The sequence below is a fragment of the Rhodococcus ruber genome (assembly GCF_027270735.1).
Lineage (GTDB): Bacteria > Actinomycetota > Actinomycetes > Mycobacteriales > Mycobacteriaceae > Rhodococcoides > Rhodococcoides rubrum_A.
In genome coordinates, this window is the sequence record NZ_JAPWIJ010000009.1 from 72,115 (window position 1) to 94,771 (window position 22,657).

General features: G+C 61.8%; 19 protein-coding genes. 10 read left to right on the forward strand and 9 right to left on the reverse strand.

What is annotated here, in order from left to right; all coding sequences use genetic code 11:
* Positions 1-24: 24 nt before the first annotated feature.
* Genes O4220_RS20680 through O4220_RS20690 form a run of 3 tightly spaced genes read right to left on the reverse strand, consistent with a single transcriptional unit; the run spans position 25 to position 1,978 of the window.
* A complete protein-coding gene (locus O4220_RS20680; protein ID WP_269607353.1) occupies positions 25-657 on the reverse strand; it encodes a DUF6636 domain-containing protein in 633 nt (210 codons plus the stop codon).
* Positions 657-1,292: a hypothetical protein gene (locus tag O4220_RS20685; protein WP_269607354.1), complete on the reverse strand. Its 636-nt coding sequence runs from the start codon at positions 1,290-1,292 to the stop codon at positions 657-659. Before O4220_RS20685 ends, O4220_RS20680 begins: the two co-directional genes overlap by 1 nt.
* A gap of 14 nt (positions 1,293-1,306) precedes the next feature.
* A complete protein-coding gene (locus O4220_RS20690; RefSeq protein ID WP_269607355.1) occupies positions 1,307-1,978 on the reverse strand; it encodes a hypothetical protein in 672 nt (223 codons plus the stop codon).
* A gap of 263 nt (positions 1,979-2,241) precedes the next feature.
* Between O4220_RS20690 and O4220_RS20695 the strand changes: the two genes are divergently transcribed.
* The gene (locus O4220_RS20695; protein ID WP_269607357.1) at positions 2,242-2,769 is read left to right on the forward strand and encodes a hypothetical protein; all 528 of its coding nucleotides are present in this window, start codon (positions 2,242-2,244) and stop codon (positions 2,767-2,769) included.
* A 12-nt stretch (positions 2,770-2,781) separates the two neighbouring features.
* Here the strand turns inward: O4220_RS20695 and O4220_RS20700 are convergent, their stop codons facing one another.
* Positions 2,782-3,255, reverse strand: coding sequence for an ArsR/SmtB family transcription factor (locus tag O4220_RS20700; protein WP_269607358.1), 474 nt, complete (start codon positions 3,253-3,255; stop codon positions 2,782-2,784).
* The gene (locus O4220_RS20705; protein WP_269607359.1) at positions 3,252-4,355 is read right to left on the reverse strand and encodes a serine hydrolase; all 1,104 of its coding nucleotides are present in this window, start codon (positions 4,353-4,355) and stop codon (positions 3,252-3,254) included. The genes O4220_RS20700 and O4220_RS20705 overlap by 4 nt, the downstream gene beginning before the upstream one ends.
* A gap of 159 nt (positions 4,356-4,514) precedes the next feature.
* On the opposite strand from O4220_RS20705, the gene O4220_RS20710 reads away from it, so the two are divergent.
* Both O4220_RS20710 and O4220_RS20715 read left to right on the forward strand, forming a co-directional pair.
* Positions 4,515-5,117: a TetR/AcrR family transcriptional regulator gene (locus tag O4220_RS20710; protein WP_269607360.1), complete on the forward strand. Its 603-nt coding sequence runs from the start codon at positions 4,515-4,517 to the stop codon at positions 5,115-5,117.
* Between the two features lie 32 nt (positions 5,118-5,149).
* Entirely contained in the window at positions 5,150-5,581 is a 432-nt protein-coding gene (locus tag O4220_RS20715; protein ID WP_269607361.1) for a GNAT family N-acetyltransferase, read from the forward strand.
* Positions 5,582-5,637: 56 nt separating this feature from the next.
* Here the strand turns inward: O4220_RS20715 and O4220_RS20720 are convergent, their stop codons facing one another.
* Together O4220_RS20720 and O4220_RS20725 are read right to left on the reverse strand one after the other, a co-directional pair.
* Positions 5,638-6,411 carry a hypothetical protein gene (locus O4220_RS20720; RefSeq protein WP_269607362.1) on the reverse strand — a complete coding sequence of 258 codons (774 nt, stop codon included), beginning with the start codon at positions 6,409-6,411 and terminating at the stop codon, positions 5,638-5,640.
* Positions 6,412-6,795: 384 nt separating this feature from the next.
* Entirely contained in the window at positions 6,796-7,416 is a 621-nt protein-coding gene (locus O4220_RS20725; RefSeq protein WP_269607364.1) for a hypothetical protein, read from the reverse strand.
* Positions 7,417-7,976: 560 nt separating this feature from the next.
* Here O4220_RS20725 and O4220_RS20730 point away from each other — a divergent pair.
* From O4220_RS20730 to O4220_RS20740, 3 genes are read left to right on the forward strand one after another with little or no spacing between them, the layout of a single operon-like run.
* Positions 7,977-10,427, forward strand: coding sequence for an AAA family ATPase (locus tag O4220_RS20730; RefSeq protein ID WP_269607365.1), 2,451 nt, complete (start codon positions 7,977-7,979; stop codon positions 10,425-10,427).
* Entirely contained in the window at positions 10,424-10,780 is a 357-nt protein-coding gene (locus O4220_RS20735; protein ID WP_269607366.1) for a hypothetical protein, read from the forward strand. The genes O4220_RS20730 and O4220_RS20735 overlap by 4 nt, the downstream gene beginning before the upstream one ends.
* Complete coding sequence (locus O4220_RS20740) at positions 10,777-11,781, forward strand: HNH endonuclease (RefSeq protein WP_269607367.1); 1,005 nt, start codon at positions 10,777-10,779, stop codon at positions 11,779-11,781. Before O4220_RS20735 ends, O4220_RS20740 begins: the two co-directional genes overlap by 4 nt.
* On the opposite strand, the gene O4220_RS20745 is transcribed toward O4220_RS20740, so the two are convergent.
* Both O4220_RS20745 and O4220_RS27840 read right to left on the reverse strand, forming a co-directional pair.
* Complete coding sequence (locus O4220_RS20745) at positions 11,778-12,302, reverse strand: type ISP restriction/modification enzyme (RefSeq protein ID WP_269607368.1); 525 nt, start codon at positions 12,300-12,302, stop codon at positions 11,778-11,780. The two genes, O4220_RS20740 and O4220_RS20745, sit on opposite strands and share 4 nt — an antisense overlap.
* A 475-nt stretch (positions 12,303-12,777) precedes the next feature.
* On the reverse strand, positions 12,778-13,494 hold the full coding sequence (locus O4220_RS27840) for a hypothetical protein (RefSeq protein WP_332112855.1): 717 nt from the start codon (positions 13,492-13,494) through the stop codon (positions 12,778-12,780).
* Between the two features lie 403 nt (positions 13,495-13,897).
* Between O4220_RS27840 and O4220_RS20755 the strand changes: the two genes are divergently transcribed.
* The 4 genes from O4220_RS20755 to O4220_RS20770 all read left to right on the forward strand — a co-directional run bounded on the left by O4220_RS20755 (position 13,898) and on the right by O4220_RS20770 (position 22,613).
* Positions 13,898-14,362, forward strand: a complete 465-nt coding sequence (locus O4220_RS20755; protein WP_269607369.1) for a 5' nucleotidase, NT5C type — start codon at positions 13,898-13,900, stop codon at positions 14,360-14,362.
* Positions 14,363-14,456: 94 nt separating this feature from the next.
* Entirely contained in the window at positions 14,457-15,101 is a 645-nt protein-coding gene (locus O4220_RS20760; protein ID WP_269607370.1) for a VWA domain-containing protein, read from the forward strand.
* Positions 15,102-15,840: 739 nt separating this feature from the next.
* The gene (locus O4220_RS20765; protein ID WP_269607371.1) at positions 15,841-20,913 is read left to right on the forward strand and encodes an AAA domain-containing protein; all 5,073 of its coding nucleotides are present in this window, start codon (positions 15,841-15,843) and stop codon (positions 20,911-20,913) included.
* Positions 20,886-22,613, forward strand: coding sequence for a DEAD/DEAH box helicase family protein (locus O4220_RS20770; protein ID WP_269607372.1), 1,728 nt, complete (start codon positions 20,886-20,888; stop codon positions 22,611-22,613). The genes O4220_RS20765 and O4220_RS20770 overlap by 28 nt, the downstream gene beginning before the upstream one ends.
* The last annotated feature ends 44 nt before the right edge of the window (positions 22,614-22,657 follow it).

The window sequence follows — 22,657 nt, forward strand, 5'->3', positions numbered from 1 at the left end:
TGTCGTCCGGAGGAGGCTCGCTGATCAGTTGGACGTCGCCTGCTGCATCGACAACACGAAACCGTGTCCGCTGCCCGCGTCGCAGACCATAGCGTCGACTCGGGAGTAACAGGTGTAGCCGAGGTGCGAGATCGATGTGTTGTAGTCCAGCGATTGCGCGTTCTCGACCCCGAAAGCGCCTTGGTTGAAGCACATCGGCGTCACCTTGCCCGGGTCCAGGAAGAAGCCCTTGCTCAACTCGTCCGCCGAGAAGGGTGGCTTGTCGCAGTCCGCGCCGTCGGGCACGGGTGCGTCCGTGGCTTGGCAGCCGGACGAGAACGCGGTGGAGCCGAGCTTGCAATAGATGTTGCCCGACGGCGACTTCCATCCGACCTCGTTGTTGACAGCGACATATCGGGCCGGGTCGACGGGAGTGATCGGCGCGGAGTCGACCGATGGTGTTGTCGCAGAATCGGACTCGGGCTGGCTGCCACCCGTCTGCGGAGCCACAGTGACCTGCGGTGCCGCCGCGGTCGATGTAGCCGGTGCACCCGCGACCACAGTGGGGATGACCGACGGCACCGCATCGGTCAGGTCGTCCGAACTGCTGCATCCCGTCAGCAGTACACCGGTAAACGTAATGGCGACGAGGGCCACGCGCCTGCTGTGTCCCGCCATCAGTTGGACGTCGCCTGCTGCATCGACAACACGAAGCCATGCCCGCCGCCCGCGTCGCAGATCATCGCTTCGACGCGGGAAAAGCATGTCATCCCATTGAACGTGATGGAGGTGTTGTACTCCAATGTCTGCGCGTTCTCGACGCCGAATTCGCCTTGGTTGAAGCAGGTCGGCGTCACCTTGCCCGGCGTCATGTAGAAGCCCTTGCTCAGTTGGTCGATGGTGAACGAGGGAGTGACGCAGTTCGCGCCGTCCGGTACCGGAGCATCTCCTGACTGGCAACCGGACCCGAATTCGGTGGAGCCGATCTTGCAGTAGATCTTGCCGGACGGCGACTTCCAACCGACCTCGTTGCCGTACGCGGTGTAGCGGGCCGGATCGACGGGTGTGATCGGCGCAGTGTTGTTCACCGGGTTCGCGTTGCTCTGCGATGAATCGGCGGTCTCCGGTGCGGTGGCAGTGTCCGTGGTGTCGACCGGGGGGTTTGCGATGGTCACCTGGGGCGGTGCGGGGATTTGCGATGCGGCGCTGGGAGCGGGGCTCGGGGCGGCAGCAGGGGCGTCGTTGCTCCCACAGGCCGTCAGCGCGACAGCGAGGCCAGCAGTGGCTGCGAGCAGAGCAGTTCTTCGAAACATTCGGAACTCCTTCATCAGAACGCGGTGTTGACGTCGCGGGAGATCATGAAGCCTCTGTCGCCGTCGTAGCAGGTAATGCCGGCTTCGGTGGACCGGCAGAAGTTGCCTGTCACTCCGATGACCTGGCCGTATTCGAGAACTCGTGGGCCGGGATTCCCGCCGAAAAAGATTCCCTGGTTGGTGCAGATCTGTTCGACGGTGCCGTCCTGTTTGATCTGCACGCCGTAGGTGTTGTTTGCGGTGTTTGCGCACTCGCGCCCGGTGTTGCCCGGCACCGAGTAGCGGACCTGACAGCCCACGATCGTTTCGGGTGCATTGGATGAATTGAATGCGCAGAACACATTCCCGCTGGGGGATTGGAAGAAGTACTGGCCATCGTCTACCTCGAAGTCGCGTGCGTCGACGTTGACGTCGTCGCGGTTCGGGGCAGGTGGCACGGCAGCAGGTCCCGCTTCAGTGGGCTGCTTTGGAGCCGGAGTCACGACCTCGGAAGTCTCTATGGCCGGCCCGTCCGTACCGGTGCCGCCTCCTGTGTCGGGAGAGCCACCCGCCGACGGAGCGGGAGCGGCATTGGTGGTCGGCGCTGCATCCGTGCTGGTCGATTCCTCAGACCCGCAGGCCGTAAGAGTCAGGGTGGTAGCAGCGACCAGGGCACACATGGCCACGATGTTGCGGACTTGCCTCATTCGTTCGTCCTCACCGGTGGCTGCAGAGTGCATCACCTCTTGGCAGGTAAATCGAACGGTCCGATCGGTCTGTTAACGTCCGTCGGGTCACGACCCCGTCACGAATCGGTATACGGATGGAACAACGGACATTTCGCCTGAGAGGGTGAAGGGAAGAAACACTCAACAGCCAGTTGATGTTTCAGCTTCAACCTGAAGCGCTGGGTGCGAATTCTGTTTCGACTCGGAATCCCATTGCGCGACATCGACGAAAGGCATGAGGTATGCGAAAGGCATTGCGGCAAGCGGCAGTAGCGACGGTCCTCACCGTCCCCTTGATGTTCGGAATCGGAGCAGGCACGGCAGCGGCCGACCCGCAGGTGAGTAACCTGCAGGTGCCCATCGTGACCGGTTTCCAGATAGCTCCCGGTGCCGTCCCCGGCGGCTTCTTCCAGACCATTCCGATGAAGGCCACCGTGGGCGACGAGCCCGGTGTTGCTAGCTTCTCGGCCGCGAACATTGCCCCGTTCGCCGACCAATATCCCTACCGGTATCTGAACCTGAACTGGCGAAACCTCGCGACAGGTGCGACGGGTGCCGCCGATCTACGGCATTGGCAGGACGATCCGACGCCACCGGCGGACAACTCTTTCAGTAAGCAGTACCTTCCACTCGAGGTGGTGGCGAACACCGGTTCGGGGCCCGTTGTGGTGACGGTGACGCATTCTCGCGACTGCTCGTATGGTGCCGAGTGGGGCTCGCCGTACCTCGACACTCTTCTCCCCGGTGCCGGCGTGGTGCTGGTTCCCTGATCCGGTGAGGCTTCAGGTACCCAAGTCTCCCGCGATGTCGGCCGCCGTGAGCATCGAAACCAGAAGCGGCACAACCCGTTTAGCGGCGATGCGGTAGTCACCGCGGCCCTGTTGTTCGACGATGTTGGCCGAGCTCAGCGTCTTCAGATGATGGTAGATCTGGCCGGAAGAGCCGACTCCTACCGCGGCATGCAGATCAGCGGCGTTCGCCGGACCGCGCAGCAACGTTCGCACGATCTGCAACCGGACCGGATGCCCCAGTGCAGCAAGCACTTCCGACATCGAGGCGATAGGCAGGTCGACGATGGCGTCGGCGGAGTAGGTGATGTCCCAACGGACCGTTCCGTGCAGACGCACGTCGCCCTGATAGGCGACGATGCCGCCGGTCGACGGGGCGGCATCGACCTGCTCGGGAGCGTCGCGTCGTTCCAGCTCGGCGACGCGGGCTTCCAGCTCTGCCAGTCTCGACTCGAACTTTGAACTCACACCACGCAGGCTATCCGGTCGAGTACGTCCGACGAGAGCATGGCCTCGAGGATGAGTTGCTGCTGCACGCCGGCTCCGGCCATTGCTTGCTCGAATCGATCGGCCGGGAATCCGTCGGTGAGCCACACCGCGGTCGCGACTGTTCCGTCTGTGCGGCGCACCTCGAATCCCTGGGTCAGCACACCGGGGAGGCTGCCGCCTTTGAAGCCGACACCGAGAACGCCGTCACCTGCGGGTTGCCATTCCAGTTGGCGCAGAATGGTATCCGACGCGGTACCGAAGGTTCCATCCGTGAAGGCGCGATACATCCCGTTGAGTTGTGCGGCCGAACCGCCGCGAAAGCTGCTCTCAACTCGGGTGGCCTGGTCTTCGTAGGTCGGTTGTTGCGCGGCTGCGTCGACCTGGGCTCGGAACTGCGGATCGAATGCCCACTTTTGCGCGGTCTCCCAGCGGTCTTCGTCGGCGAGTGCCGGGTCGAACACCGACAGCATATCGGCGACCAGGCTCGGGACCTCGAAGTTCTCCCACCCGCCAGTCGCTGCCGCGTCGATGATTGCTTGGCCGCCGAGTCGGTATCGGAGAAAGTCGGGGACGGAGTTGTCGCTTTCCTGAATCATGGCCGTGACGATGTCGTCGATGCGGACCGTGGTGTTTGGGTCGGTTGCATTGGTGCCGGTGTTTGAGATCCCCAAGCGATTCAGGGCATTCGGGTGGGCACCGCCATCGGTGTTGGGTACGTACCACCGCTCCCAATCTGCGAGCGACACTTGCTCGTTCGGGTCGATGCTGCCGTCGGCGACGGCCTGGGCGTATGCGGCGAGATGCACCACCTTGATCGCCGATGCGAGGACCTGCTCCTGATCGGCTCGATGCTCGACGGTTCTGCCGCGGCCGTCGTCGATCACGAGGCCGACGGTGTCGGGTGCCTGATCGATCAGTCCGATCCACCCGTCTTCGGTGGCGAGGTCGGTCGAGGTGACGGGTGCGCAGTTCTCAGGTGTCGGAGTGGCGGCCTCGGCTGTGTCCGAGTCGGTGGAGGCGCATCCGCTCATCAACAGGACCGTCGCGCAGGCTGCCGAAACCAGGGTAAGGCGTCGCATCTCGAGCTCCTTGGTTGTTATTCCGTAATTACGGAATAACAGTAAAGCGGATTGCTCGTCTCGGCAAGCCCTTCCCGGGGCGTTCGGAAGCGGGCTCGCCGTAACAGCTGTTACGCTCGTCCGTAACAGGTGTTACGGCGAGCAGGGAGGTGAGGAGGAGTGACTCTCGAATCGGACGATCCGCGGCACCGCATTTCGCAGGCCGTGTGGGACACGATCGCGGAGTTGGGAATCGAGGCGACGACGGTGCGCGCGGTCGCGACTCGGGCGGGCTGCACTACCGGTCTGATCATGCACCGCTTCGGCTCCCGGTCGGCGATGTTGGTGCACGCGCGACAGACCCTCTTCGAGCGCACGGCAGCACGGGCCGACGAGTCCGGTACCGTTGGCACACACTCCGCGGCGGAGCGGCTGTATTCCGTTGTCTGCTCGGTGCTTCCGCTCGACGAGGAGCGCATAGTCGAGGCCAAAATTTTCACGGGCTTCGCGGCGGCTGCGATCGCGGATGATGAGCTGCGGAACCCGCACGTGACCCACACGCGTCAGTGGCTCACTCGCATAGCGGGTCTCGTTGCCGACCTCGGCACTCACATCACCGATGCCGAGGCCGCGGAGTGCGCCCTGCAGATCGCCACCGCGGTGGAAGGCATCGTGGTTCTGGCGGTACTCGATCCCGAGACGTATCCGCCGGCGACGCAGAAGCGACTGGCCCAGCGCGCGATCACCGACGTGGTCGACCGCAGTGCCGCAACCGACCGGTGACCGTGCCCCTACCTTCGACAGAACGGACCCCCATGCCTACCCTTCATCACGCCCCGCTGGCACGCGTCGACCAGATCACCCTGTACCGCATCATGGCGCTTCGGGTCGCGGTATTCGTGCATGAGCAGCGCATTGTCGACGACATCGAACTCGATGGCACCGACCTGCTTCCGACGACGGAGTTGTTCTGGATGCAGGACGACGACGGTGAGGTGCTGGCGACCATTCGAGTCCTCGTCGACGACACGATCCACATCGGCCGAGTCGCGACTGCCGCCAGTGCGCGGGGACGGGGCCACGCCGGAGAACTCGTGAAAGCTGCACAGGCGGCATATCCCGGAGTCGTTGAACTCTCTGCGCAGGCGCACCTCGAAGAGTGGTACGGCCGCTTCGGATTCGTCCGCGTGGGGGAGAACTACCTGGACGCTGGAATCCCGCACGTGCGCATGGTGACTAGCGGATGATGAACTCTCTTCTGTCCTGACCAATGCCGTTGAGCTGCAATGGTATGTCGAGTGGCTCAGAACAACGTTGGTGCGGTGTATCGGCCGTGTCGTGCTTCGTTCAGTCGGGCGCTCCAGCGCTGCACGAGCCACATTTCGACGAGCTCGGGGCTGGTGCCGATATCGGTGGCCCATGCGGTGATGAGTTCGACGTAGCGGTCGTATCGACGACGAGTGAATCCGGTGACCGACGGGTCTTCGAGCCACCCTTCGTGGATGAGTGTCGAGACACCGTATTGGTCGATCAGCTGCGCCGGGCCGCCGTAGACCGAGGCTGTCACCGCCCACAGGAACGTGGCCATCAGGGACATGCCGACGCCCGGCGCATCGGGCCAGCCGGACCAGGTCGAGTTCGGATGGTCGGGCACTACGCGGTTGCGGACGCAGCTGTCGAGCACAGCGAGGGTCTTCGCGACGGGGTTCTCGTCGGGACGGCTGAGGTGCGGGTTCATGACGTCCGGGAAGCGCCGCATCGCTCTTCGGTGCCGATGGCTGCCCTGCCACGCCGCGCAGAGAAACAACAGGCCGAGCGAATCGTGTTTGCCTACAGCCAGATCGGTGCCGATCCGTAGATCGTTCCGCTGAACGGTGGCACCGCCGTACTCGGCGATTTCGCCGTCGAGGTTGCGGCCGCGGAGCCGGAGATCGTGGCCTGCCCGGTCGAGGTGGCCGTTCCACCAATCCAGGTCCACCTCGACACCGTCGTCGAGGACGTGTAGGTCGTAGCTGCGGTGCTGACACCACTGCACACAGGCCGTGGGCGGCGGGAACCCCTCGTCGAGTCGTGACATACCGCCATCGAAGCATCGGGTACCGACAGAAACAGCCTTTGTGTCCACGTCTCTACGCGTGGGTGGAGCTGGTTGCGAGTAGTTTTCGCGGATTGGAAAAGGCTCATGTTCAGGCTCCTGGGTCCCGGTTGTCCAGCAAGACTTCGGCACCGGGGTCAGTGCATCGTGGAAATCGTGAACAGCAGTATTCCGTGGCAATGCGGAACATACCGGATCGCGAGTCGCCCATCTCCACCCCAACAGCAGTACCCGTGGAACCGCAGTCTCACTTGTCGCCGAGCATGATCCGTCGATGTACGACCGAGCTCGCGGGACTGCAGGCTTACGGAGCATTGCCTCAGCAGTTGGTCACATTGTCCGACGGGCGTACGTGAACCGGTGCAGTCACTGCTCGGCGAGCGCTGACAGCAGTTCGCTCAGGTCGACAATTTCGATTGTTTTTCCCGGTCCGTTCGTAAACTCCGCAACTGTCATGACATCCGTGCCGAACGCCGCATCGAACCGAGTGCGCAAATGTGGGGACGATCTCGCCAACGCCCATTGCGCGGTGGTTGTCGATGTCCTCAGAAACTTCGCTGGTCGATTGCCGACCACGAACATCTGGGCTTTGCGGGTCGATTCGTCCAGAGCAAGGTGGACCAGGTCAGCAAAAAGACCTCGCTTACGCATCGTGTCGCCGCCCTTCCACTGCGCGACCTTGAACTCAGCGATTCGCCTATCGGTCTCCAGATCGTACGGCCTGCTGGGGTCGTTGCCTGCCCCGAGAGACGGACGCGCCGTGATGATTTCGCCTTCCTCCAAGATGAGCGGCAGACACCGCGTGATGGTGGTGGCGTGGATGACGTCGGACAGTCGACCCACGTGTCTGCGGACGGACAGTGCGGCATCGAGCAGGTCCTCGCTGAATTCGAAATCGGCGATGATGCGTGCGGTCGCAGCGGCATCCGCACCCGCGAGCGCGGATTCTGCGTGTGCAAGGTGACTGGTCAGCATGTTGCTACTCATGAACGCCGCCAACTTGGCGAACGATTCGGCTGATTCGTCGCCGGCTTCCGGCGAAACGTCAATGTGCGCATCCCGTGACGCTGCCTTTGACTTCGCCGTGTAGACACTTGTCTCGAGTCCGAGCGCTCTGAGATGCGACAATGCATGATGGGATGTGAAAGTGGCCCGCGGTCTTCCGCTGAACAGTTGATAGACCTGCTTGGGTGGGTAACGTCTGCCCTGTAATTCCACCCAGTGTTCTTGTATCGGCTCCGGTGCAGTCTCCGCGATCGCTGCCAGCCGTAGCTCGACGTCTACACCTTCAGCGTTCAACGCGGTCGCTCCTCTCTGTTCACAAGTTGAATTGACAGTAGGCGTATTCGGCCGCGTCCTCGGTGCCCGGGTCCCTCCACAATGTGCGAAGGCGCGTGTGGGTAGAGGGAATCCGGCTTCGCAGTTGCGATGGAGGAGCCGAACCTGCTCGAAGTTCGAGCCTCTCGGTGTCCGATTCTCCGCGAACTGTCGGTCCCATATGGAACTGTGGGGTCTGATTAGCCATCAGAACGAACAGGGGAGTGCCGGTGACCGTTGCCGACAATGCTGTCGACAGGCCACTCGTCGACGTGGTGATCGACGCCATCGACGCGGACAAAGACCTGTCCGACGAGGCCAAATACTACGTTTTGGCCGCACTCGAAGGGCCGACAGCATTACAAGAGTTGCTCGACGGCATCTCGACCCCGCGCGTTCCGGAGCCGTCAGCGAGCCAGCTCGTCGAAGAGCCGGTCGGTGCATTTCTGACCTCGATCACTGTCGCGGGATTCCGCGGCATCGGGCCCAAGGCAGCGTTGGAACTACACCCCGCGCCGGGCATCACGATCGTCAGTGGCCGCAACGGATCGGGCAAGTCGAGCTTTGCCGAGGCGCTCGAATTCGCGATCACCGGTTCGAGCTACCGCTGGGAGAACAAGGCCAAGCTGTGGGCCGACACCTGGCGCAATCTGCATCAGGGAGACCCGTGCGAAGTACGGGTAGGGCTCACGATCGAAGGATCCGAACCGACGGTTGTCGGTGTCGACTGGACCTCCGATGCCGCGCTGAAGGGATGCTCCACCTGGACTCAGGTGGGAAAGCAGAAGCGCAGCACCGGTACCGATGCACTTGGGTGGAAGTCTGCCGTCGAATTACATCGCCCGATCCTGTCCTACGACGAAATCGGGGGACTGTTCGACGCGACGCCGTCCACCCTGCACGACGCCCTGGCCAAACTCCTCGGACTCGACGAGATCACCGATGCCGAGAAGCGACTGGCAGCGGTACTCAAGGAGATCAAGGGACCCCGGCAACGAGCAGCGGAGAGCCTGCGCCAGCTCAAGACCCTGTTGTCGGATGCGTCGGACGATCGTGCGAAAACTGCTGCAGACCTGATCAAGAAGCGGGTTGCGGATCTCGACGCGGTGCTCGCGCTCGCCACCGGAGCCGACGCATCGGCCTCGCCCGCGCTCATCGGTTTGAAGCGGCTCGCAGCGTTAAGTGCCCCGACACAGCAGCGTGTCGACGAGGTAGTGGCGGAGCTCCGGGCAGCTGCGGCCGATACCGCGGATTCCGCTGATGAGGCACTGTCGGTGGTGGAGCAGCGCAACGATCTGCTCGATGCGGCACTGCGACTGCACAGTGAGACGGGCACTATCGAGTGCCCGGTCTGCGCGACGGGGACGCTCGACGATGCGTGGGCCGAGCACTCGCGGGCGCAGCTTGCCGAGCAGAGCCAGAAACTGGCCGCCTACAAGCACAGCCGCCGCCGACTCGACCAAGCGCAGCGCGCCGCAGTCGAACTGGGGAACGGAATCGCTGACGCCACCGCGGTGGAGGGCGTCGACTTGCCTTCCTTGTCCGAGTATCAAGAGTCCGTCGCCGTGGCGCGAGAGCAACCGTCGAGTTCTTCCGGTGTGGCGGATCACTTGGCTACGGCGCTCCCCGCGGTTATCGAGTCTGCTGATGCGCTGCGCACCGAGGCCGAGGAAGCGGCGGCTCAGCATGAGGACACGTGGGCACCGATTGCTGGACGTCTGGCTGCGTGGGCCACTCTCGAATCCGCGGCGCGAGAGGCGGATGAGGCCGTCAAGAACGTCGACGTGGCCAAGAAGTGGATTGCCTCGCATGCCAAGCAGTTGAGGGATCAGCGGCTTGCTCCGATTGCCGAGCAGGCGCGCGACATTTGGGCGGAGTTGCGGCAGGAAAGCAACGTCGACATCGGTGCCATCAACTTGGTGGGCCACAACACCAGCAGGCGAGTGGTGATGACCGGCTCGGTCGACGGCGTGGAGTCCGAGGCGCTGTCGGTGATGAGTCAGGGCGAGCTGCATGCGTTGGCATTAGCACTGTTCATTCCCAGAGCGACTACGCCGAACAGTCCATTCCGATTCATCGTGCTTGACGACCCGATCCAGGCGATGGATCCGGCGAAGATCGATGGCTTCATCAAGGTGCTGTCGACGCTCGCGAAGACCAGGCAGGTCATCGTGTTCTCGCACGACGACCGATTGGCCACTGCGATCAGGCAACTCGCAGTCGACGCTCGACTGGTGGAAGTGATGCGCGAACCAGGTTCCAACATCAGTGTTTCCGAGACACAGAATCAAGCGACCCGCTATTTCAACGATGTGCGGGCCTTGGTGTTGGACGAGAATGTGCCGGAGGACGTCAAGCGGCGAGTTGCGCCGGGCTTGTTCCGACTGGCTCTGGAATCGGCCGCGCAGCAGGTGTTCTACGCAAAGCAACACAGGGCGGGGGAGTCGCGGATGGTGACCGAGGAGCGGTGGTCGGCGGTGCACAAGACTCGTAACAAGATTGCGCTGGCCGTGCATCAGGATTCCGAACGAGACCTATCGCAGTGGCTGGGCTTACGCACCGAACGCTTCCCGACACTCCACATCGCGAATGCCGGCACTCACAAAGGTGCAGATCGGCCGATCACCTGGGAAGTGGTGAACGATCTGAGGAAGATGGTCGAGGGGATCCTCGCCGAATGACTATTTTAACGTCGCCGGCAGTAGCGCTGAGGAACGCGGAATTGCTGCTCGACGGAAGTCACGGCGCTGCAGGCGGTTCGGCGCGTCTGGCCGCGTTCCTCGCGCGCCAGGCGTTGGAGGAATTGGTAATCGAGCGTTGCGTAGCGCTGGGCGTAGATATCGAGCGACCGAGTATGCGATCGCGCTTGGTGATCTTGAGGTCGTTGGACACCACGGAACGCGCCGACGCTGCTGCGATGGCGTGGAACAGACTGAGCAACGCGTGCCACCACCATGCGTATGAACTGGCACCCACGGTCGCCGAAGTGCGCCACCTCTGCGGTGTAGTCGCGATTCTGTTGGAAGGCGAATGACTACCGATTCAATGAGCTCCGGCGTGGCGGCGTTCATCGACCCGACCGACGACATGCTGCGACAGCAGTGGCTATCGGTTCTCGCTCGCGAACATGTCCCCGCGGGTACCAATCAGAAAAATTTCGTTCAGTGTGAAGTTGTGCTGTGCTTCTGTGCCTCTCTCGTGATGGACTACAGCAGATACGGAAGCGCATCTGCCTCTCGTGCGCCATTCCCGGTTCAGGACTTGGCCCAGATATTCAAACGTCCACCCACGTCGATCATCGCAAAGATGGCGAATCTTTACGGGACTCGAGCACACGGTGGCAAGCATGACCTCGAGGTAGCTGAGCGGCTGCGAGATCTCGATCTGCTGAGGGGTCTCTACTTGCGCATATTCGATGTTGCTCGGTCCCTCGGCATCGATCAGGTCGAGTTGCCAGATTTCCTTCACCTTGAGGATGGCTTCGCTTTACAGCTCGAGGGTCAGGCTGAACTCGACGTCAGTGTCGTCGAGAAAGAATTCGAGAGGAAGCTGGAGCAGCACAGGCGAAAAGGTAGTGGAATGGCCGTCCTGCCGACTCAGAGAATGTTCACGTTCGCCGTACGCGTCGGCCAGCATCGGTTCGCTCAATCGGTTCTGCAGAATCACCAAAACTGTTGTGTCTTTTGTGGATTGAGTGGAACTATTGCGGGACGGCGTCGGCCGAGAATGATGGTTGCGAGTCATATCAAGCCGTGGCGTGATAGCTCGGATGATGAGCGGCTCGACTTCCGGAATGGACTCACCGCGTGCCCCACGCACGATGTTGCGTTCGACTCCGGGCTGATCACCGTTAACGAGGACCTCAGTGTGAGCTATGCGCCGGGTGTTGCGAGCGACGTGAAAACGACCCCGGCACTTCGGCATGCACTGGGCAAGCCGCCGCTGGGAGAGCGGATCTTCCTAGGCCCGGACTCGGTCGCTCCGGAAATTTCTTATCTGTCCTGGCATCGGGAAAAGATCTACGTCGCTGTTTAGAACAGACCGCTGGTCTCGGCAACGTCCCCCGTCCAATGATGTGCGGCGCTACAGCTTGCCGCAATTGTCGTAGCGAGGAAATCTGCGACCAGCCTTGGGCATCCGTGACGGCGACTGATGTCGTTGGGGTCGAAAATCGTTCGTCCCGAGCTGGGGTCCTTGACTAGCTGACACCGATCCAGGACCCAGTCGACGAGCGTGAGCTGCCCGAGCCGGACGGTATGAGCGTGTTCGGGGATCGCCGAGAACTCGATGTAGTCGTTGAAGCGAATCGCTGATCGGTCAGATCTGGCGTACTTCATCTTGTTTGTGCGCCATATCGTCCAATCGTCGGTTTGCACGGGTGCCGAGATCGTTTCCACGAGTGATTCTGGCTCACTCCGGTCGAACGCATCGCTGAACACTCCGAGTTGCCACACAGCGGTCGGAGTCAGGTCGAACTGCGGCGAACGCGGGATGCGGTCGCGGAAGATCACGTTGAACAGGTCGTCGAGGGCCTGTCGAGTCGATGGTTGCGGCATAGCGGCGAACAGTAGTCAGCCGGTGTGCACAGGCACGCTCAAGAGGCTGTGGATCATCGGGTAGCCCGAGTTGCCCGGTATGCCTATGAACTCGCGCCTACGGGGGACGATGTGCGGCATCTGTGTGGAGTCGTCTCCACACTATTGGCGAGCAGCTGGCTATGGCCTCAAGGAGGGACGCGATCTCGCGGTTCGGGTTGGTACCCGGCGTCAGTCGGCACGTTCGGCTGCTCGGTAGCGAGGGGGAGCAATGCGCTCGCTGCGCCATCACCATAACCGGAGTCAGCCCTGTGGCGGGCACGCGATCGAAGTCGTCGAACCTGGTTGCGGCGACCGATCAGGAGTTCGATAGTTGCAACTGCGCGATGTCTTTTCCGCGGCCGAATTCTTGCATGAGAAAACGAGTTTCCCAGCACGACAGCATATTCAGCGACCGATACTCATGTTTCCCTCTCGTCGAGTAGGTGCAGTCAGGCTAGAAGAGCGTCTGGTCCTCAGGGAGAAGTTGGTCGGCGAATCGATAGTTGCAGCCGATGTCGATTTTCTCGTCCGGGCCTTGGCTGTCCCGAAACCACGTGACACAGGTTTCCGCGGCCAAGCGACGATCCTTGGTGAACAGGTAGCCGTCGGTGCAGTCGTCGAAGTGTTCCTGCAGGTACCACTTATCGAGAGTGATTGCTGCAGTCGAGTAGTCGGCGAGCGGTAGATGCCCGAGCTCTGTACGGGAGCGGCGAACAAGGAATACCTCGTCCTCCATCACCTGAAGTTGAGCACACGGGACGTCGTCGGACTCGTGCTCGCTGGGGATGTAGTCGTTGGGGCCGAGGTCGATGATGAGTGCCACCGGTTGGTCGACAAGCGATTCTGCCAACCATTCTCGGGTGTAGACCCAAGGATCGATCGCGAGACGTGTGCCCGCAGGGGTGAAGAACGCGGTCAGCAGTGCCCCGCCTTCGACAGGTGCGCCCCAACCGTCCACAGAGTCTCTGAGACCGAGCAGGTTGAAATCAGTGTCGTCGTCACGCCACAGGGTTTTCGACATCACCTGGCCGATGTGAATGTCTCCTTCTTGCTCGACTTCCACCGACCATCCGGCGTAGTCAAGATCGAGGTCGGTAATGACGGCATACCGATCCCCATCGATCGTCGATGCGAAATGCCATTCCGGAGCGGCGTAGTCGGATTGCTTCATGTATGTCTCCAAGTCTTTCGTCGGGTCGGGCTTCGTGTTTATACGGAGGGCTCAAGGTCGGACGCGAGCGTCTGCAATTCCGTCGCCAGACGTTGGTACCCGTCTTGGGGCAGGCCGGGTGCAACGTGTTGAGCGTGGGCTACGGCTACGAAGACAGGCGCGAGCGGTGCGTACATGGTGCGCAACCCGTTTCGCTCTCCCCGGGTCTCGGCGCGATACGACTGACTTTATCGAACGGGTCTGACACAGCTCACGGCGACGGCCGGTCGCCAACAGCTTGTCGTAGGCGTGTGCGATGATCGAAATGCAGAACGGATCAAGTTCTGCGTCTCCTGCGGTGTCGATGTTCCCGCGACTTCTTCCCTGACAGCGCACCGCGATGGTGCACGACGAAAGGTGCCCGATGGCCAAGAAAATTCTCTACGTAGACCTCGACAACACCCTCGTGAACTTCCAGTCGGGCATCGACCGAGCAGACCCGGCCGATATCGCGAAATACCCGGACGATCTCGATGAGGTACCGCACATCTTCTCGCTGATGGATCCCATTGACGGCGCGCTCGACGCTTATCGCACGTTGGCGGCGGTGTTCGACACCTACATCCTCTCCACCGCCCCCTGGAAGAACCCCAGCGCCTGGCACGACAAGGTGCTGTGGGTGCAGAAGCACCTCGGGTTCGACGAAGGATCCGTCGCGTACAAGAGACTGATCCTGTCCCACCACAAGAATCTGAATCGCGGTGACTTTCTCGTAGACGACCGACGCAATAATGGTGCCAGCAAATTCGAAGGGGAATGGCTGCGGTACGGCACCGAACCGTTCGAGACATGGGACCAGGTGAAGGCCTACCTGCTGGAACGTGCGTGACCGTCATAGCGCAGTTCTTGTCGGTACCCCTCGGTATGGTTCGGCCATCATCTTCACCGCGTCCATTCGGCGCACTTTCCATCAGGAGGTTCTTTTGACCAATACACAGCTCTCTCTCGTTGCTGCTCTGCTCGACCGTTCGGGTTCGATGAACGCCATCGCCGACGACACCCGCGGCGGGTTCGATTCGTTCATCGCCAAGGAACGTGAATCCGACGGCAATACCGTCGTCACACTGGCGCAGTTCGACGATCGTTACGAGTCGGTCTACAGCTCGAAGCCGATCGCGGAAGTACCGAACCTCGTGCTGGAGCCACGCGGGATGACTGCCCTCTACGACGCCGTCGGCCGGCTCGTCACCGAGGTTGGTGCCGAGCTCAGTGGGTTACCGGAGGACGACCGCCCTGGCTCGGTCACCGTACTGGTGATGACAGACGGGCACGAGAACGCGAGCAAGGAGTGGACCAATACTGCTGTGCGCGAGCTGATTGCGAAACAGGAGCGTGTTTTTCAGTGGGACTTCGTTTTCCTGGGTTCCAACATCGACGCTGTCGAAGTGGGTGCTGATCTCGGGTTCGCGCGGGAGAAGTCGATGACGTACGTATCGACGACGGTCGGCGTCACGGCTGCCTTTGATTCGGTGGCGAGCTACCAAAACCGCAAGCGTGCACAGGTGCACGGAGCGCCTGCGGCCCAGGGGTTCTCCGAAGCCGATCGGCGCAGGGCGCGCGGCGAATGAGCAAGAAAGGCGGCAGCGGTGCGGCGGAGGGGATGATCGAGCTGATCTTCTTCCTGTGCATCGTTGCTGCACTGATCGGTTGGGTGTTCAGTTGAATCGCGATATTCGCGATTGAATCCTTAGTAGTCACGGGCCACGCCGTCCCTTAAGGCCGGCGAACGGGCGTGCACACCCCTTCGGCGCTGTGTCTGAACCACTGCAGTGCAACAAGTTCAGCAAGAACTAATCGCGCTGCGTCACGTAGTGGAAGCTCGTCGATGTCATCAGGACCGCGGGTAGCGTCGTTTGCCCGGTAGGCGTCGACTTCCAAAAACTGTCGGTCGATGGGTCGCGACACGGAGGTCTGCACGCTGCCAGGAAGTGTCTGAGCAGTCGAAGGTAGCGGCCCTCGAAGCCGGATGCCGGGATTGTGTCCTCGACGAAACCCCCGAACATAGGGATGAATACGGCGCATTCCTCGGCTACCGTTCGCGACACCGTCACCGGAACCCCTTCTGAACTTGGATCTATGACCCGGCCGACGTTCGGCGGACTCATTCAACTGAATGAATTTGCAGTGGATCTTGGCCCGCACCGGAAATGTCGTATTCGGTTGCGGGCCACAACACCGCAGATAGAGAGCGTGGATGACCTCGAGCCACGCTGCAACCAGCGCTCAGTCGCTGCCAGTCCGCTGAGCACTGTCTGTGCCTGCCTATAAGTTGAGGTGGTTGCAAGTTTGATCGAGCGTGAGGATTTCATGTCGGGTGTAGAGGACAGCGAGCTGCGCGGACGCGTACGTCGCCTGTTGGAGTTTCTGCGTGAAACCGTCGGTACGCAGTCCAAGCCGATGCGGACTTACGGCAGCGATGCCCGGGTCGAGTGGCTCTTCGACGATTCACGACCACTCGACGTCAATGTCGACGTCGTGCCCGGCGAAGTCGCAGCACGCATCCCACGTCGCGGTATCGAGCCGTCACCGGCGCTTCCTGAATTTCTCAAGGCGTGGGTCGACGAAACTGCAACGCCACCAATCCTTCCCGCGCAGGCCCCCGCAGCTCTGCGGTCCGAGTTCAATGGGTGGCTGGAGAATTGGAGCGCCTGGGCAATCGATGACCACAAACGCAGGCCCTTCGCTGAGTTGTTCCGCTCCGTTGACCTCATGCTGCACGACCTCGACACCCAGCCCGAGTCACTCGAACTCGTCATCGCCTCCGGCTACCTGAATGCCACGGTCGGCGAACAGCAGATAGCCACCCACCTGGTGACTCAGCAGGCCAGTATCACCCGTGACGATTCCACCGGCGATCTCCTGGTCACCCTCGCGCCGGCCAGCACGCCGCGCCTCGAAGACGTTCAGGTGCTGCTCGAACTAGCAGGCTTCGACCGCTCCGACTCACTGAAGTTGCAGCGCAAGCTGGGGGAGACGGTCACCTCGTCTCTCTCATCGGCCGTGCCGGCGTTGCTGCGTAAATGGGCATCGAGTGCGCTGGCGGACCCCGTCACGATCATCGAGGACCACGACAAGCCTAACCCCGCAGGCGTCAACTCGTTGCGCATGTCGCCGGCCTTGGTGCTGCGTAAGCGCGGAGCATTCGCGCTGCTGTCCTACTACGAGGCAATGCTTGCCGCGCTCGACGACGGCGCGCCGCTGCCCGTCGGGCTTTCACAACTCGTCGAGACACTCGACGACAGCAGTCGCTACGACTGGCTGTCCTCCGGAGCCAGCGCGACTCCGAGCGCCGAACCACTCTTTCCGTTGCCGGCGAACCGAGCCCAGCGGACCATCATCGACAAACTGATGAACGACACCGGGGTTGTCGTCGAGGGACCGCCAGGTACCGGCAAAACACACACCATCGCAAACCTGATGTCCGCGTTGATGGCTCAGGGGCAGCGCGTGCTCGTCACCAGCGAGAAGGCGCAGGCGCTGCGCGTCCTGAGGGACAAGCTCCCCGTCGAGCTGCAGGATCTCTGCGTCTCCATCACCGACATGGCTCGGGGCGGCTCAGCCGAACTCGATGCGAGCGTGTCGACGATTGCAGCGCGCAAAGCTGCCTTCGACCCCACCTTATCGGCTCGTAATATCAAGAATCTTGCCGGACGACGCTTCGGTGCCAAAGAGCGCCGCTACAAGCTCACGGAGCGCATCAAGGTAGCCCGGATATCCGAGACGATCGTCCATTCCCCGACTCCGACCTACACAGGTACGCTGGCCGCGATCATCGACAAGCTCGATGCGCGACAATCACAACTGGGGTGGATCCCCGGCCCATTGCACGCGGAACAACCACCGTTCGACGCATCTACGTTCGCCGAGCTCGTCCGATTGATCAGCACCCCAGACACCGATGCATCGGGTCGACCTCAGATCGGCCACCTTCTGCTGTCGGTCGACGAAGTTCGATCCCTCAGTGCCTTGGCCGCGACATCGACGACGGTTGGGATGTTACCGAACCTCGTTGGCGTGGATCATTCCCAGCTGCAGTATGTTTCACCATCCGCGCACTCGTTGGCGGAACGGGCGCGGGCAGTCGAAGGCTTCGGACCCCAGTACGTGTCTCTCGCCGACGGGTTGCTGGCAGGAACCCTGGGGCCGCTGTGGTCCCGAGTTCAGACGGTCTCGGCGATGCTTTCGGTGGCGGTGAACGCCGATGCAGCTGTGGGTTCACATCATGTAACTACCGAGGTGGCCAATCGCCCCGCACTCAACGCATTCGATGAACTCGCGAAGCTGCATGAGAACGGGCCGTTCGACCGGATGCGCTGGTTGCGTGCGCCGCATGAGGAACGCGAGGTCGCCAAGCTCGAAGCCAATGCAAAGGTCGACGGGGTTGTTGTCACTCACGGGGCCGACCTCCGCATTGTCACGGAACACATCCGTGCGCTGGTCGCCGTCGACGATGCTGCGAACTTACTGCGCGGTATCGGCATCGAACTGCCCGATGATGCCGCCCTGTCGCGCGAGCAGCGAGTGAATGCGCTGCACGTCGTGTGGAATCAAGTGTTGGCCACGGGTGCACTCGGAACTGCGCGGGACGAACTGGTTGCAGCCCTCGGTGCTTTTGTACCGACCGTGCCACCGGTGACTAGCCTGCCTCAGGCTGCTGCACTCGCGACCGAAGTTGCGGGCTTGGCGAATCAAGCACGCGCCACAGCCGCGCGCACCGCCCTGAACGCCGGAGCCGAACGTCTGTCGGCACTCGAGCAGAACGCCGACATCAACGCCTTGATCGCCGCGCTACGGTCTGCCGATGCAGAAGCCTATGCTTCGGTTGCCGCCAGCTACACCGCCCCAGAACCGAGTCGTGACGACGGACGGCGCCTCGATGAGCTGATGCAGCAGCTCGAAACTGCTGCGCCGGCACTCGCCCGCAATCTCACCGAAAATGAGACCGCCGAGTGGCCTGCACTCGCTGAGAACTTCGGTAACGCATGGGTCTGGCGTTGGACTCGCCAATGGATCGAAAAGCATCAGCGCGGCCGTGACACCGGCGACGAGTCGAAAGACCAGCTTGCGCCGATCGCGATGGCGGAGCTCGATACCGAGCTCGACTCACTCGACGAGGAAATCTCGGAATTGACTGCACAACTGGCTGCCGAGCAAGCGTGGCAAGCGTGTTTGCAGCGGATGACCGGGCGTGAGGTCAATGCACTGCGTGCCTACCAAGAGAACATGTCCAACGCGGGGCTGGGGACGAGTGCGCTGTCGCAGCGCTACCGCGTCGCAGCCCGATCAGCCATGCAAGATGCACAGACTGCCGTGCCTGCGTGGATCATGCCGATCCGCCAAGTACTCTCGTCGATTCCGCCGCAGCAGAATGCCTTTGACGTCGTAATCGTCGACGAAGCAAGTCAAGCTGAGATCACCAGCATGTTCCTGATGTGGCTTGCGCCGCGCGTCATCGTTGTCGGCGACGACAAGCAGTGCGCGCCAGCATCCATCCAGAGCTACACGCTCGAGACGGTCGTCGAGCGGCTGGATGCGTATCTGCCCGATGTCCCGTTCGCGACGCGCATGACCATGACCCCGCGATCGAGCCTGTTCTCGATGCTGCGCACCAGGTTTGGCAACGTCGTGCGGCTGCGTGAGCACTACCGCTCGATGCCCGAAATCATCAAGTGGTCGTCGACCCAGTTCTATGGCGACCAACCGCTCGTGCCGGTTCGGCAGTTCGGCGCGGATCGCATAGCACCACTGCGCAGTATGTTCGTCGAGGATGCCTCGAACACCGGCTCCAGCACACGGTTGACCAACACGGGAGAAGCGAACGCGCTCGTCGATCAGCTTGTTGTCTGCCTTGCCGAGCCCGACTACGAGGAGAAGACCTTCGGAGTTGTCGTGCTGCAGGGCGCGGCGCAAGCAGACCTCATCCGATCCTTGATCTTCGAGCGAGTGCCGTCGGAACAGATCGACGAGCGGCGGATTCGCGTTGGGACACCGCCGGACTTTCAGGGCGATGAGCGCGACGTGGTGTTCTTGTCGATGGTTATCGCGCCGGGATCCAAGTCCCGTGCGTTGACGACAGACATGTTCAAGCGACGATTCAACGTAGCCGCTACCCGCGCGCGAGATCAGCTGTGGTTATTCCATTCCGTTCCAGCGGAGAATTTGTCCGCGAATGACCTTCGACGCTCACTGCTTTCGTATGTCGAAGCCGCACCGACCGTCCCGGTCCCGGCTATGCCGGAAGGCGTCACGCCGAATAACCGCCACCCGGACTTCGGATCGCTTCTCGAACAACGGGCCTTTTTGGGTCTCGTCGATCGTGGCTATCACGTCAACCCTCGGGTGGACGTAAACGATATATCGATCGATCTGGTCGTCACAGGTGCGGCCGCTCGAGTCGCGATTGAGTGTGACGACGACAGCGACGTCGACGGGTCTGAGTTGCTGCATCGCATGGAACGCGAATTCGAGCTGCGGCGCTGCGGCTGGACGTTCCACCGCGTGCGGGCATCGGATTTCGGTCTCAATCCCGAACTGACCCTCGACGCCATTACCGAAGTACTGGATTCGGTGGGCGTGCTGCCGGACGAGGTCGCGATCTCCGTCGAAGGCAAGTCTGAATCACTTTGGGCTCCGATCGCTTTGGTGGGTGATGAGGAGGATGCCGAGCCGGACGACGAAGTTATCGAGCTCCTCAACGTGGAAGCCCCCGCGCCGTCGCAGAATGTCGACGTCGAACTTGCGCCTTTGCCAGAGGTCATCGAAACCCCGGAGGAGGTGCTCGACGACGAACCCGACGCCGTCGAGGATGACGACGACTATGTCACCGGAGATGACCCTCCGAATGCCGAAGCAGCGGAAGCTTCGCCCGAGGTAGCCGTGGAGCAAGCTCCAGTCCGTTCTATGCCGCGTGAAGATCTCATCGCCGCTATTCGGTATTCGTTGCAGCGCAACAAGTTCTCTGTTTCGCAAACGGTTCAGGATTGTGAGGTCACGGCCGAGGCCGTGCTCGATGCGATCGCGGAGATCAAGTCTCGTGATGCTGCGTTGAAGGCAGCGCAAGTTCGGCCGTCTGGGCCTGCGCCCGAATCGATGCCGCGTCAGGTCCGTCGAACCACAGTGCCTACGGTGGCGGCAGAGAGCGTGTCTTTACAAGCGCAACTCGATGCTCTGCCGGCTGCATCTTGGGCGGGAGCGCGGGAAATTGTTGTCGCTGCTGCGAGGCCGGACTCACCGTTGACGGCCGAACGTTGTCAGCGAGTGACAGGACTGTCGCGGGTTAAAGCCGAGGAGCTGCTCTCGGATTTGGTGTTGCTGAGGAGACTGTCACTGCGCAAAAGCGCAGGTGTCGAAGAATGGGTACGACCGGAGTCGGCACGATGACACAGGTAGCAAACCGCACCGATGGATTGCGGGAGTGGCAGAGGGAGGCCTTCGAGGCCTGGAAGTCCAATGGCTACCGGGCAATCGTCGAGGCCGTCACCGGCACCGGCAAGACGCACGTCGGCTTGGCTGCCGTGCTGGATTCGGTCAGCCGCGGGCGGCAGGCGATGGTCGTGGTGCCGAGTATCGATCTGCTCGAGCAGTGGTACACCTCGATGGTGTCGGCGTTACCAAGTGTGCGGATCGGGCGTCGCGGCAACGGCCACAGCGATGTGTTCCGGCAGTATGACGTCATCATCACCACAATCCAATCTGCTGTCCGTGCCGGTGCCCCGATGCCGCGTTCCGGCTCACTCCTGGTGGCGGATGAGGTGCATCGTTACGGTGCAGGGTCGTTCGCGAAGGTGCTCACGAGCCGCTTCGAGGAGCGGCTCGGCCTGACGGCCACCTTGGAGCGCCAGGACGACGGTGTCGACACGCATCTGTTGCCGTATTTCGAGAACCTCGTAAAGGGCTGCGACACGGCGCGGGGGAGGCGAGACAAGATTCTGGCACCGGTACGCGTCATGACGGTCGCGGTGCCGTTCTCCCCGGCGGAGGTCAATCGGTTTCAGGAACTCGACGATCAGGCGAAGTCGCTGCGAAACAAGCTGATCTTCGACTACGGCTGTACATCAGACCCTTTCGGCGAGTTCATGAAGACCGCCGTCGAGCTGAGCAAGGAGCGACACTTGCCGGCAAGTCGGGTGGCGAGTAAGTACCTGTCCGCCTTCAGCAAGCGGCGAGCGTTGCTCGCGGATTGTGAAGGCAAGCTGCAGGCTCTCGCAGCGATCACGCCAGGTCTGGCGAAGTCGGAACGGTCGATCGTCTTCTCCGAGACCAAGGAGTCTGCGCTCGCGGGCGCGAACGTTCTCAAGGCCGGAGGCATTGCTGCGCATCAGTATTCGAGTCAGCTGGATCGGGTGGGTCGTACGCGAATCCTCAAGCAATTCCGCAGCGGCGAGCTCACGAGTCTGGTTGCTCCGCGGGTGCTGGATGAGGGAATCGACGTGCCCGCCGTCGATGTCGGCGTCATCATCGCCAGCAGTAGCTCGAAGCGTCAGATGATTCAGCGAATGGGCCGCATCCTGCGTCTCAAGCCCGACGGCCGGCCGGCGGCGTTCGTCATCATGTATGTCGCGGGGACGATGGAGGACCCGAACCTCGGCGCACATGAAGCGTTCCTCGATGAGCTGATCGGTGTGGCAGAGGAAGTCGTCGATGTCGATCTCGCCGACGCGGCTGCAGTGCTGGGGAATTGGTTAGACCAGTCGGTTCCGACCGTGCCGACGCCGGCAATCGCACTGAAACCGATCGAGCCCATTGTGGTGCCGGAATCGACCATGATCCCGACGACAAGACCGTCCTCGTCGGCTGTCTCGAAGTCGTTGACTGTGAAAGAGATTCTGACCGAAGCGCGGTACGCGTCACCAGACATGCTCGACGGAATCCTGCGCTGCATGGCTGCGATCGACGTGCGGGAGTCGATGGTGCTCATCAAGCGATATGGCGTCGATGGTGCCAAGCCTCGGTCCCTGTCTCAGGTCGCGGTAGAGACGAGAGTGAAGCGGGCAATCGTGGATCAGCTGGAGAAGCGAGGTCTCCGATCCCTCGAGCGCGAGGCTGGCCGATTGCTCAACGAACTTGCACGCTCGATGTAGACGTAGCGTTCACTTTCCCACTCGCCCCGATCCGTTTCTGCCGC